Here is a 12,374-nt window from a genome sequence, read left to right on the forward strand (position 1 = left end):
GCGCAGGATACAACGTGTCTATAATCATGGGGGTCGACCCCGGCTCACGCGTCACCGGTTACGGCATTATCCGTGCCGAGGGCAGGGTGATTGAGTATATTGACAGCGGTTGTATCCGTGTTGGCGAAAAGCCCATGGCGGAACGTTTGCAAACCATCTTCCACAGCCTGGCGACGCTGATTGGCGAGTACCGGCCTGGAGAGTTTGCTATCGAGCAGGTGTTCATGGCCCGTAACCCGGACTCTGCACTGAAGCTGGGGCAGGCCAGGGGGGCGGCGATTGTCGCAGCTGCCAACAGCGGCCTGGAGGTTCACGAATACTCTGCCCGCCAGGTCAAACAGGCCGTGGTAGGTAAGGGCGGAGCCGACAAGGCTCAGGTGCAGCACATGGTGCAGGTATTGCTGGCTCTGTCCCGTAAACCACAGGAGGATGCCGCTGACGCTCTGGGAGTTGCGCTCTGCCATGCCCATATGAGCCAGAGCATGGCACGGCTGGCCACCAGTGGGGGCGGCAAGGTGCGCAATAACCGGGTCAGAAGACAATAACAGGCTCATTGAAGTCCAGATTGAATTCGAGATTGAATTCGAGATTGAATTCGAGGGAGAAACCCGTTGATAGGTCGTATCCGAGGCATCCTGATCGAAAAATCCCCCGCCCAGGCACTGGTGGAATGCGCCGGGCTGGGTTACGAAGTCGACATTCCCTACACGACCTTTTTTAACCTGCCCGAGACCGGTGACGAACTGGTTCTCCATACCCATTTTGTGGTCCGCGAAGATGCCCAGAGTCTTTACGGCTTTTCTTCCCGGCTGGACCGGGACCTGTTCCGCCTGTTGATCAAGGTGAATGGTGTGGGCCCCAAGCTCGCCGCAGGCATTCTATCTGGGCTGGATGCCAATCAATTCATCCGCTGCGTAGAAGCCCGCGATGCCAATGCTCTGGTCAAGCTACCGGGAGTCGGCAAGAAAACTGCCGAGCGGCTGCTTATTGAAATGGCTGACCGTATAGGGCAACTTGAGGGGCAGTTCATCCCCGGGTCGCCAAATGCGACAGTCAGCACAGGCGCTTCTGGCTCCGGAACAGCCGGCGGCCACCACCCGGCGGACGAGGCGGAAGCCGCCCTGATTGCTCTTGGCTACAAGCCACAGGAGGCATCGAAAGCCATCAGCAAGGTCGCCGAGGATGGAATGTCGAGCCAGGAGCTGATCCGCTTGGCGCTGCGGAGCATGATCCCGGCCAGCTGAACGCCCGCCAATACCGGGCACGCTGGCGTGCAATGTGTAGAGAGCGTAACGTGACAGCCAAAGAACGGTTTGTACAATTGGGGCATCATTAACCCGAGACGAGCGTACAGGCATGTTGTTGATTCCCTCTGAGCGGGTAGTTCAATGATCGAGTCGGATCGCCTGATTTCATCCCAGGCCGGACAATACGAAGAAGTTCAGGATCGCGCTATCCGGCCAGGTGTGCTGGCGGATTACGTGGGCCAGCCCGCTGTGCGGGAACAGATGGAAATTTTCATTTCCGCAGCCCGTGGGCGGCAGGAGGCTCTGGACCATGTGCTGATTTTTGGCCCGCCAGGTCTGGGTAAAACGACCCTTGCCAATATCATTGCCAATGAAATGGGCGTCTCCATCAAGACCACCTCCGGCCCGGTGCTGGAAAAAGCCGGTGATCTGGCCGCAATGCTTACCAATCTCGAAGAGGGCGATGTGCTCTTTATTGACGAGATTCACCGCCTCAGCGCCGCCGTGGAAGAAGTTCTCTATCCGGCCATGGAAGATTACCAGCTGGATATCATGATCGGAGAAGGCCCTGCCGCGCGCTCCATAAAGCTGGACCTGCCACCGTTCACCCTGGTTGGGGCCACCACCAGGGCAGGATTGCTGACCTCGCCTCTGCGGGACCGCTTCGGTATTGTCCAGCGCCTGGAGTTCTACAATACGAAGGATCTGACCGACATCATTCTGCGTTCTGCGCGCCTGTCATCCGTCACAATCGACAACAAAGGCGCCTATGAAATTGCCCGTCGTTCCCGGGGCACGCCCCGTATAGCCAACCGTCTGCTGAGACGAGTGCGTGACTTTGCCGAAGTAAAAGCGGATGGTTGCATCAGTGAAACCATAGCCGACCAGGCGCTCAACATGCTGAAAGTGGATGCCCTGGGCTTTGATCACATGGACCGACGGCTACTGTTGGCAATGATTGAAAAGTTTGACGGTGGCCCGGTGGGCGTCGAAAGCCTGGCCGCTGCCATCAGTGAAGAACGGGGCACGATTGAGGATGTGCTGGAACCTTTTCTGATTCAGCAGGGGTATATGCTGCGCACGCCCCGCGGTCGGATGGTGACTTCAAGCGCATACCAGCATTTTGGTGTGGTGCCCGCCAAGCCGGAGGGGGAAGACCTGTTTGACTGAGCGTTACGAGCCATCAGTCGGTCTGTCGGTTCGAGTCTATATTGAAGACACGGATGCCGGTGGCATTGTGTACCATGCCAAATACCTGCATTACATGGAACGAGCCCGGACAGAGTGGGTGCGCAGCCGCGGAGTAGGTCTGAGGGCGGGGCTGGCGGACAATGTCAGCTATGTGGTCCAGCGCCTGTCCATCCATTACGGTATACCGGCGAAGCTTGATGATGAGTTACGGGTAACCGCGGAACCGGTGGCATTTGGCCGGGTCTGGATGGACTTTTGTCAACGGGTAGTGCGGGTTTCGGATGACGCTGTGCTGGCCTCTGCGGATGTTCGCGTAGCCTGTATTGCACTGGACTCCGGCCGGCCGCGGCGGCTACCCGCAAACATGCTGGAGTTGCTGGAAAGCGACCGAAAAACCAATTCACAAGTGGAATAATCCAGGAGTAAAAGGTGGAGTCAGAAGTTTCTGTTTGGTATCTCATCGCCAACGCCGGGGTACTGGTTCAGCTGGTCATGCTGTTACTTGCCCTGGCTTCCATTGTCTCCTGGGCGCTTATTTTTCAGCGTCTTCAGGTGTTCCGCAAGGCGAAGCAGGCTCAGAATGCCTTTGAGGAGCGATTCTGGTCGGGCATGGACCTGGGGCAGCTTTACCGTGAAGTGAACAGCGACCCCACGCCGTTTTCCGGAATGGAATCCCTTTTCCGTGCCGGCTTTAAGGAGTTCTCGCGACTGCGTCAGCAAAGCCGAGATGCCGATGCTGTTATGGAAGGCACTCAACGGGCCATGCGTGTCGCATTCTCCCGCGAACAGGAGCGGCTGGAAATGCATTTGCCGTTCCTGGCGACGGTTGGCTCCACCAGCCCGTATATCGGTCTGTTCGGTACCGTCTGGGGCATCATGAACTCTTTCCGCGGGCTGGCACAGGTGCAACAGGCCACGCTGGCAACCGTCGCACCGGGTATTTCCGAAGCATTGATCGCCACTGCCATGGGTCTGTTCGCGGCGATCCCGGCGGTTATTGCGTACAACCGCTTCTCGTCAATTTCGGACGCATTGCTGAAAAACTACGAAACCTTTGCCGATGAATTTTCCAGCATTCTTCATCGTCGGGTCCACAGCAGCGAGCAAACACCTACGTGATGAGCATTGTCGGTAACGGACAGACAATCGGGAGTACAGGAACATGAAAGGCATGGGAATGATGCCGGCCAACCGCCGCAAGCCGATGTCGGAAATCAACGTTGTGCCCTACATCGACGTGATGCTGGTGCTGCTGATCATTTTCATGGTGACAGCGCCAATGCTGACGCAGGGCGTCAAGGTGGACCTGCCGGAAACAACCTCCGAGCCGATCCAGTCCGACAAGAACGTGGAATCCATTGTGGTGTCAGTAGACAGCAACGGTGCGTATTTCATGGATGTGGGCGATGAAAGCAGCGATCCGATGTCGCTGGGCGATGTTCGGGAGCGGATCTCGAAGATTCTGTCCCAGCGGACAGACCGTGAAGTTCTGGTGCGGGGCGACGAGCATGTGGAGTACGGCACGGTGGTTCGTCTGATGTCCCAGTTGCAGGCGGCGGGTGCCACCAATGTGGGGCTTATTACCGAAGCACCAACCAACGATGAGTAAGCGCAGGGCAGGCAGGTTTTTGTGAGAGGTCATGAGCGTGATGTAATCAGTACGGGGCAGCCACCCTGGAAGTCGCCTGTCGCATTGTCCATCCTGATGCATGGGCTGGTTCTGGGGGTGGCATTGGCGGGCTGGTCCTGGTCTGTTCCCAAGGACGATCCGCAGCCGCCCAGTATTTCGGCGCGACTGGTTACCCAGAACGAGCCTGAGCCGAGCCCTGTGACAGAGCCGGTGGATCAGCCCGACCGTGATGAAGAGCGGCGGCAGGAAGAACAGGAAAAGCAGCGACAGGAAGAGGCAGAGCGCCAGAAGGCTGAGGAAGAAGAGCGCGCAAGGCAGGAGGCTCGCCGCATCAAGCAGGAAAAGGAGCGCGAGCAGGAGCGTCAGCGTCAGGAAGAAGAGGCGCGGCGCAAGCAGGAGCAGCAGCGTCAGGCGGAGGAAGAGGCCGCCCGCCAGAAAGCTGAGGCTGAAGCGAAGGAGCGTGAACGCCAGAAAGCCGAAGAAGAGAAGCGTCGCCAGGAGGAAGCTGCCCGCAAGGCTGCCGAGGAAAAACGACGGGCCGAAGAGCAACGAAAGCAAGAGGAAGCAGAACGTAAGGCACGTGAAGAACGGGAACGGCTTGAAGCCGAGCGCAAACGCAAAGAGCGGGAGCGCCGCTTGCAAGAGCAGCAGTTAGAAGCTCTGGCGGATGAGGCGCAGCAGCAACGCGAATCCGACGAAAGGAAACGTCGCGAAGCGGCTGCGGCCAAAGCTCGCGAAGCCCAGATGCTGTCGGAAAGCCAGAAGTACCAGGCGTTGATCCGGGAACGCCTGAGCCAGGCCTGGTATCCGCCGTCGTCGGCAACCGAGGAAATGACTGCGAGGCTGCAGATTACGCTGCTGCCCACCGGTGAACTTGCCTCGGTAAAGCTTGTCTCCAGCAGTGGTAATACCGCGTTTGATAACTCGGCACTAGGGGCAGTGAAATCGCTGAACCGGTATCCGATTCCGGATGATCGTGACACATTTGAAAGCTATTTCCGCCAGTTTACGATTGAGTTCAATCCCCGGCGGTTGAGATAAGGACGATGGGACCACAGATGACGAACCGGACAAGTAAAGGCAGGCAACTCTCAGGAGCAGTGGTGACATGGGTGTTGGCGGTTGCCGTGATGATCGGCAGCAGTCCCGCCAGTGCCGAATTGTTGATACGGATTACCGAAGGGGCTGATTCGGCCATTCCGGTAGCTGTCGTTCCGTTTTCAGAATCGGGGGCCATGCCGTCAGGCGACAAGATAAGCAGTATCGTGCAGGACGATCTCACCATGACCGGTGAGTTCCGCCCGCTACCGGCAGAAAAAATGCTCAGCCTTCCCGCGAAAGGCGACGACGTTTACTTCCGCGACTGGCGGATGCTTGGGCAACGCTATGTGCTGGTTGGCCAGCTGACACGCAGGGGCGACAAGGTCGAAGCGCGCTACGAGTTGTTCGATGTTAACCGTGAACAGCGGATTATGGGCGCCACGGCTTCTTCCTCGGTCAACAGTACCCGAAGCCTTGCCCATCACATCAGCGACCGGGTGTATGAAGCCATTACCGGCGTCCCCGGCGCCTTTTCAACCAAACTGGCCTACGTCACCCTTGAGCGCTCCGGCGATGAGCCGCTCTATCGGCTTCAGGTGAGTGACGTAGACGGTAAGCGGGCCAGGGTCAGATTGGAAAGTGACGAGCCGATCCTCTCCCCAGCCTGGTCTCCGGATGCGAGAAAACTCGCTTACGTCTCGTTCGAAACCGGTAAGCCGGCCATTTATATCCATGAGCTTTCAACCGGCAACCGTACCCGCGTTGCGGATTACCGCGGCCTGAACTCGGCGCCGGCCTGGTCGGATGACGGTCGCTCACTGCTGGTGACCCTGTCCAAGGATGGCAATGCAGAAATCTACAAGCTGGACATTGAAAGTGGTTCACTGAAGCGATTGACCAACCATTGGTCCATCGATACCGAGCCCATGTGGGACCACACCGGTGACGGATTCTATTTCACCTCTGACCGCTCTGGTGGCCCACAGATCTATCACAAGGCCAGCGAGGACGCCGAGCCCCGCCGGATTACTTTTGGCAGCCGCTATAATGCCCGGCCACGTCCCGACAACGACGGCAAATACGTCTATTATGTGCATCAGAGGGACAAGTCGTTCCACATTGCACGTACAAATCTGAAAACTGAAGAGGAGACGGTTCTCACTCGTACAGACTCCGACGAGTCACCCAGTGTCGCACCTAATGGCCGCATGCTGATTTATGCCACGAAGCAGGGTGGAAACAGTGTACTAACTGTAATTGCTGCAGATGGTGGGGCAGCTTATAGTTTGCCCGCTTCAAAGGGCGACGTCCGAGAGCCGGCGTGGTCACCAATTGTCCGGTAAGCCGAAACCCTGAACCCGCAGGGTTCGTTTGCACTTATGAACAAGAGACTATCAACAGGAAGGAAGTGACTATGAAAATGACAGCACAACACAAAGCGTTGGCCCTGGTTTTTTCCCTGGGTCTGATTGCCGGCTGTAGCAGCACCGGCGACCCCGTTGAAGATGAAGCCTATGGCAGTGTAGACCAGGAAGGTGGTAGCACTGTTTATGGTGGCGACGACGAAGGCGGTGTGTCCTCGTCCGAGATGACCGAAGAACAGCGCCGTCAAGCTGAGGAGCGCGCTGAGCGAGCTGAAGCGGAAGCGATGCGTGAAATCACCACATTCTACTTCGATTTCGACACTGCCGAGATCAAGTCAGAAGCCCGTGAAGTGCTGGTTGCCCATGCCCGTTACCTGCAGGCTAATCCTGGCCGGGATGTACGCATTGAAGGTCATGCAGACGAGCGTGGCACCAAGGAGTACAACCTGGCACTGGGCGAGCGTCGTGCCAATGCCATTGAGCGCTTCCTGATTGTTAACGGTGCGTCGCGTGGCCAGATGGAAACCATCAGCTACGGTGAAGAGAAGCCGGCAGTCATGGGTTCCGATGAAAGCTCCTGGGCCCAGAACCGTCGCGTTGAACTTGTTTTCCAGTAACAGGCGAATCCCATGAGACATTTGCTCATGGCGACAGTGTTGCTCCCGCTGGCCTTTGGGCCGGCGGGCAGCGCTCTGGCGCAATCCGTTTCCCCGGCTTTCCAGAACAATTCCTCTGAGGCCGAACGCAAGGCCGGTAATAGCCAGGCCAACGCAGAGTTGTTCTACATGATCCAGCAATTGCAGGGTGAAGTTCGCCGTCTGCAGGGGCGGGTAGAAGAGCAACAAAATCTGATTGATCGCCTGACCCGGCAATCGCGGGACCGCTATATCGATCTTGATCAGCGGATCCTGAAACTTTCGGAAAGCCAGGCTGAGCCTCCGACCGATAGTGCGGACACCCGTGGTTCTGATTCCGACGCGGGAAATTCCGGAGTAAAAACGAAAATTTACCGCCAACCTTCCGACGAAGAGCGGACCGCCTACCAGAAGATCCAGACGCTTATCCATCAGGACAAGAACTACGACCAGGCCATCAACGGGTTGTATGACTTTATTGATAAGTACGAGGAAGGCGACCTCACCGTTAATGCCTATTATTGGCTGGGTGAAGTATACCTGGTTGAGAAAAAGCTTGAGCAGGCCCGGCAGGCATTCACCATTGTTGCCACGCGTTATGGGGACCATCGTAAGGCCCCGGACGCTGTCTACAAGCTCGGGGTTACGCTGGACCGGCAGGGTGAAAAGGGTCAGGCTCGCTCACGAATGGAAACCGTCGTTGAGGACTACCCGAATACCGGTGCCGCAAAGCTGGCGCAGAAATATCTGGATTCCGGTAGCAGCTGATTTCCGTTGGCGTGAAGAATGTTGAGAAACCTGGGAATTAGGGGTTGATCGGCGCTGAAAAATCATTACTATATGCGCCTCGTTTGGGTCGTTAGCTCAGTTGGTAGAGCAGTTGGCTTTTAACCAATTGGTCGAAGGTTCGAATCCTTCACGACCCACCAAATTGCGAACCAGGTGGTGGGATGTATCATCGTTTGGTTCCGGGTCCGGAAGCGGGCTGGTAGTTGCGGGTCGTTAGCTCAGTTGGTAGAGCAGTTGGCTTTTAACCAATTGGTCGAAGGTTCGAATCCTTCACGACCCACCAAAAAAACAGATAGCGAAACGCTTTCTGTTGAAAAAAGAGCCTCAGGGCTCTTTTTTTTTGGCTATACGGTCATACATCTGTCCGTAGGGAGCGTAATCGACTCCAAGTGATATACTCCGCAGGTTAACGCGCAATACAGAGATGCTGTGATGACACGAGGTGAAGACCGTATTCTGGTTCAGGAGCACCTGGCACACCAGGCTGAGCCCAAGAGCCTCAGTGAGGCCGAGAAAGCCGACCTTGAGTCCCGTATCCGTGCGGCCTTGAAGGCTCAGGATGCTGTACTCGTGGCCCATTATTACACCGACCCGGATATTCAGCGTCTGGCTGAGGAGACGGGCGGCTGCGTTGCGGATTCCCTGGAAATGGCCCGCTTTGGCAATCAGCACGAAGCCTCAACCGTTGTTGTCGCAGGTGTACGCTTTATGGGCGAGACAGCAAAAATCCTCAACCCGGAGAAGCGGGTGCTGATGCCCACTCTGGAAGCTACCTGCTCCCTGGACATTGGGTGTCCCGCCGACGAGTTTGCAGATTTTTGTGACCAGCATCCGGACCGGACTGTTGTGGTGTACGCCAACACCTCTGCCGCCGTGAAGGCGAGAGCGGACTGGGTGGTTACCTCCAGTTGTGCCCAGGCTATTGTGGAATCACTGGATGCCCGCGGCGAGAAAATTCTCTGGGCTCCGGACAAGCATCTTGGCCATTATGTCCAGAAGACCACCGGGGCCGATGTTCTGTTGTGGGACGGCTCCTGTATCGTTCATGAAGAGTTCAAATATCGTGGGCTGGAGGATCTTCAGGCACTGTATCCGGATGCCGCCGTACTGGTTCACCCGGAGTCCCCTGATGCAGTGGTGGAGATGGCTGATGTGGTCGGGTCCACGTCGCAACTGATCCATGCCGTACAGACCCTGCCCAATGAGCAGTTCATAGTGGCGACCGACAACGGTATCTTTTACAAGATGCAGCAACTGGCGCCCAATAAAACCCTGATTGAAGCTCCTACAGCAGGAAACGGCGCCACCTGCCGAAGCTGCGCTCATTGTCCGTGGATGGCAATGAACGGGCTCGAGAACCTGCTTTCAGTGATCGAAAATGGCGACCAGGAAGTTCATGTGGACCCCGCGCTGCGTGAAAAGGCCCTGAAGCCCCTGCACAGGATGCTGGATTTTACCGCCAACATGAACCTGAAGGCTGCCGGCAACGCCTGATATCAGCTGCGTTGCTGGTTGAGCCTGGCTGACACCTGCGACAGGCGTTCCGTGACCACCTGTCGGAGGGGCGCGCCTGCGGGAAGTCGTTCCTGGGCCTGACGCAGCTGTCTCTGGGCGGCCTCCAGGTCGCCCATCAGAATATCGTGTTCGGCACGAGCCCGGTGCACCCCCACAATATTCCGGGCCATCCCCTCGGCCTCAGCGAGCCGAAGCCATAGGTGCTCTTTTTGCGGTAAGTCCCGCGTCAGCTGGTGCAAATAATCCGCTGCACGTTTCCCGTTCCCGTCCTCAGTTTCAATCCGGGCCAGCATATCGGTAATCGGGTAGTTCCCCGGATTCCGCTCCAGCGCTTCCTCCAGCATGCTGCGGGCCTGCTCCACGCGACCCTGTTCAATCATGACCTCGGCGAGGGTAACCTGATAGGTAATGCGCCCCGGTGCGCTCTCAAGGAGTCGCTCAAGCTCGCTGCTCGCTTCGGTGTAGTCCCCGCTGTGCTGTAAGGCCACTGCGAGCCCATAGCGGACAGCATCGGGCTTCTCGGTATCAGGGCGGTCCAGGTAATCCCGGAAGGTCTCTACGGCAACCTGTGGCGACTTGGCGTAGCGCACCTGGAGCCGTGATCGCACCAGATGATATTCCTGAGCATCGGCCACATCCCGGCGGGGATATTGTTCAGCACGATTGCGGGTGTCAGAAACGCGGTTCTGGGTGAGTGGGTGGGTAGAGAGATACTCCGGAACCCGATTTCCCTGAAGCCGGTTCTGGCGCATCATGATCTCGAACATTTCGGGCATGCCTCTCGGGTCCATGCCCGAGTCCGCCAGTATTTCCATGCCAATACGGTCGGCTTCCTGCTCGTGGGCGCGGCTATAGGCAAGCATGTTATGTATTGCCATTGCCTGGGTGCCAGCAATGGCGGCAATACCAATGTCCGACTGGGTTACCGCCGACAACACAATGCCTGCGATCATGCCGGCAATTGTCAGAGGTGTACTGGCCTCCTGTTGCTCAAGGCGTCTGGCAAAATGACGCTGGCTCAGGTGTGCCAGTTCGTGTGCCAGTACCGACGCAAACTGCTGTTCGCTGCTGGCATTCAGGAATAACCCACCGTTGACGCCAACAATGTTGCCAGGCACCGCAAACGCGTTGATGTCGGGGCTGTCTATAATGGCAAGGGTCAGGTCGCTGCTCGAAAGGGGGGCTGACGGAACCAGCTGGTAAATTACCGAGCTGAGATAGTCGTAGACCAATGGGTCAGTGATCTGCGGTGCCGACCGCCGAATAGACGTCATGACCTGGCGACCGATCTCGGCTTCCTGCTGGCCCGAAATCAGGCCGCCACCGGCGCCTCCAATGGAGGGCAGGGTGCTGTCCGGGGATTGCGCCAGCGTTTTACCTGAAAACAGGCCCAGCAATAGCATCAGCGTAAATGCCAGTACTCCCTGCCATGGCGCAGGGCTTCGATGTCTCGGGCTCATGGATAGACGGTGTCCCTTGTCATGTGATTTTGTCAGACAGCATTGTGCCACCGAAAGTTCGCTCCTGTGTGTGTGGCCCGTTACGATTGTGATGCATTAAAGTAACACTGTCGGCATAATGCCGGCTCTTAATTTTGACCACACGGGTATCTGGTTGTCATGGCTGACCGAACACTTGATGCATCGGGGCTCCGTTGCCCTATGCCTCTGCTGAAAACCAAGCTCGAACTGAACAGCATGTCCCCCGGCCAGGAGCTGGAAGTGATCGCAACTGATGCCGGGTCCGCACGGGATATTCCTGCGTTCCTCAGGTTGTCCGCCCATGAGTTGGTCAGTTCGTCCGAACAGGGTGGCAGCTTCACCTTTGTGATAAAGTGCGGCGGCTAAACCTGCCGTGGTGACCATTCGGAGTCGTTAATGATAAGAATTTTACGTGGTCTGGCTCACAAATACTTTTCAGATGAAGAAGCCGTCATTCTCTTCCTGCTGATCCTGGCAGGTGTAGTCTTTGTCATCCTGTTCGGCTCAATGCTGGCCCCCGCCATAGCATCGATCATCATTGCGTTCATCCTCCAGGGCCTGGTGACCAAGCTCAGCAAAATGGGCGTGCCGGAGCTCGTCGCCATTATCGGCGTTTTTTTCGTGTTTCTCGGCGTTCTGATTGGCTTCCTGTTCGGTCTGTTGCCACTGATCTGGACACAGGTTACGTCACTCGCTGGCGAGGCCCCGCGCATTTTCAGAGAGATGCAGTCCTATCTTGAGGTGTTGCCTCAACAGTACCCGACCCTGATATCCATGGAAGGTATCAACACCATCTATAATCAGGTAACGACGGAAGCGGGGCGTATGACGCAGTGGCTGGTGTCGTTTTCCCTGGCCAGTATACCGGACCTGGTCGCCCTGCTGATCTATATGGTACTTGTACCCATCCTGGTTTTCTTTTTCCTCAAAGATCGTCAGGTTCTGCTCGCGTCCATGTCACGGATGCTCCCATCCCAGCGCCCGATGATGGTCCGGATCTGGAATGAAGTGAACCTGCAATGTGCAAATTATGTGCGTGGCAAGGCTGTTGAGATCCTCATTGTTGGTGGTGTGACCTATGTGTCTTTCAAGCTGCTGGGCATGCCCTATGCTGCACTGTTGTCGCTGATGGTCGGGCTGAGTGTGGTTATTCCCTATATCGGGGCGGCGGTTGTTACCCTCCCTGTAGCCATGATAGCTCTGTTCGCGTTCGGCTGGGGCAGTGAGTTTATCTGGGTTATGGTTGCCTATGGCATCATTCAGGCTCTGGATGGCAACGTGCTGGTGCCTGTCCTGTTCTCGGAAGTGAACAACCTGCATCCGGTGGCGATTATTGTGGCGGTTCTGTTTTTTGGAGGTATCTGGGGGCTTTGGGGGGTCTTCTTTGCCATCCCGCTGGCCACCATGCTCAAGGCGATATTTGCGGCATGGCCAGTGAAGGAGGGGCATTCGGCGGAAACAAAGGAGCCTTAAAGGCTGCC

Annotated in this window: 14 protein-coding genes and 2 tRNA genes; 15 read left to right on the forward strand and 1 reads right to left on the reverse strand. The window is 56.9% G+C overall.

The features are described from left to right. The first annotated feature begins 14 nt into the window (after window positions 1-14). The 13 genes from ruvC (at window position 15) to nadA (ending at window position 9,391) form a co-directional block, all read left to right on the forward strand. The gene (ruvC, locus tag FO268_RS09560; protein WP_150992337.1) at window positions 15-545 is read left to right on the forward strand and encodes a crossover junction endodeoxyribonuclease RuvC; all 531 of its coding nucleotides are present in this window, start codon (window positions 15-17) and stop codon (window positions 543-545) included. Window positions 546-611: 66 nt separating this feature from the next. After that, a complete protein-coding gene (ruvA, locus tag FO268_RS09565; RefSeq protein ID WP_150992339.1) occupies window positions 612-1,244 on the forward strand; it encodes a Holliday junction branch migration protein RuvA in 633 nt (210 codons plus the stop codon). Window positions 1,245-1,388: 144 nt separating this feature from the next. Continuing rightward, window positions 1,389-2,417 (forward strand): Holliday junction branch migration DNA helicase RuvB, encoded by a 1,029-nt coding sequence (gene ruvB / locus FO268_RS09570; RefSeq protein WP_150992341.1) that lies wholly within the window; start codon window positions 1,389-1,391, stop codon window positions 2,415-2,417. Beyond that, window positions 2,410-2,853 carry a YbgC/FadM family acyl-CoA thioesterase gene (locus tag FO268_RS09575; RefSeq protein WP_150992343.1) on the forward strand — a complete coding sequence of 148 codons (444 nt, stop codon included), beginning with the start codon at window positions 2,410-2,412 and terminating at the stop codon, window positions 2,851-2,853. Before ruvB ends, FO268_RS09575 begins: the two co-directional genes overlap by 8 nt. A gap of 14 nt (window positions 2,854-2,867) precedes the next feature. Then, entirely contained in the window at window positions 2,868-3,557 is a 690-nt protein-coding gene (gene tolQ, locus FO268_RS09580; RefSeq protein WP_150992345.1) for a protein TolQ, read from the forward strand. A gap of 43 nt (window positions 3,558-3,600) precedes the next feature. Next, complete coding sequence (gene tolR, locus FO268_RS09585; protein ID WP_150992347.1) at window positions 3,601-4,047, forward strand: protein TolR; 447 nt, start codon at window positions 3,601-3,603, stop codon at window positions 4,045-4,047. A gap of 96 nt (window positions 4,048-4,143) precedes the next feature. Next, on the forward strand, window positions 4,144-5,109 hold the full coding sequence (gene tolA, locus FO268_RS09590; RefSeq protein ID WP_404802920.1) for a cell envelope integrity protein TolA: 966 nt from the start codon (window positions 4,144-4,146) through the stop codon (window positions 5,107-5,109). A gap of 89 nt (window positions 5,110-5,198) precedes the next feature. Next, window positions 5,199-6,452, forward strand: coding sequence for a Tol-Pal system beta propeller repeat protein TolB (gene tolB / locus FO268_RS09595; protein WP_225316648.1), 1,254 nt, complete (start codon window positions 5,199-5,201; stop codon window positions 6,450-6,452). A 71-nt stretch (window positions 6,453-6,523) separates the two neighbouring features. Further along, a complete protein-coding gene (pal, locus tag FO268_RS09600) occupies window positions 6,524-7,090 on the forward strand; it encodes a peptidoglycan-associated lipoprotein Pal (protein ID WP_150992353.1) in 567 nt (188 codons plus the stop codon). A 12-nt stretch (window positions 7,091-7,102) separates the two neighbouring features. After that, window positions 7,103-7,876: a tol-pal system protein YbgF gene (gene ybgF, locus FO268_RS09605; protein WP_150992355.1), complete on the forward strand. Its 774-nt coding sequence runs from the start codon at window positions 7,103-7,105 to the stop codon at window positions 7,874-7,876. Window positions 7,877-7,961: 85 nt separating this feature from the next. Continuing rightward, a tRNA-Lys gene (locus FO268_RS09610) sits at window positions 7,962-8,037 on the forward strand. Window positions 8,038-8,104: 67 nt separating this feature from the next. After that, a tRNA-Lys gene (locus FO268_RS09615) sits at window positions 8,105-8,180 on the forward strand. 149 nt (window positions 8,181-8,329) lie between these two features. After that, window positions 8,330-9,391, forward strand: a complete 1,062-nt coding sequence (gene nadA, locus FO268_RS09620) for a quinolinate synthase NadA (protein WP_150992357.1) — start codon at window positions 8,330-8,332, stop codon at window positions 9,389-9,391. A gap of 2 nt (window positions 9,392-9,393) precedes the next feature. Here nadA and FO268_RS09625 read toward each other — a convergent pair whose 3' ends face one another. Beyond that, window positions 9,394-10,872, reverse strand: coding sequence for a M48 family metalloprotease (locus tag FO268_RS09625; protein ID WP_150992359.1), 1,479 nt, complete (start codon window positions 10,870-10,872; stop codon window positions 9,394-9,396). Window positions 10,873-11,031: 159 nt separating this feature from the next. On the opposite strand from FO268_RS09625, the gene FO268_RS09630 reads away from it, so the two are divergent. Further along, window positions 11,032-11,259: a sulfurtransferase TusA family protein gene (locus FO268_RS09630; RefSeq protein WP_150992361.1), complete on the forward strand. Its 228-nt coding sequence runs from the start codon at window positions 11,032-11,034 to the stop codon at window positions 11,257-11,259. Between the two features lie 30 nt (window positions 11,260-11,289). After that, the gene (locus FO268_RS09635) at window positions 11,290-12,366 is read left to right on the forward strand and encodes an AI-2E family transporter (protein WP_150992363.1); all 1,077 of its coding nucleotides are present in this window, start codon (window positions 11,290-11,292) and stop codon (window positions 12,364-12,366) included. The last annotated feature ends 8 nt before the right edge of the window (window positions 12,367-12,374 follow it).

This window comes from Marinobacter denitrificans (assembly GCF_008795955.1).
Classification (GTDB): Bacteria; Pseudomonadota; Gammaproteobacteria; order Pseudomonadales; family Oleiphilaceae; genus Marinobacter; species Marinobacter denitrificans.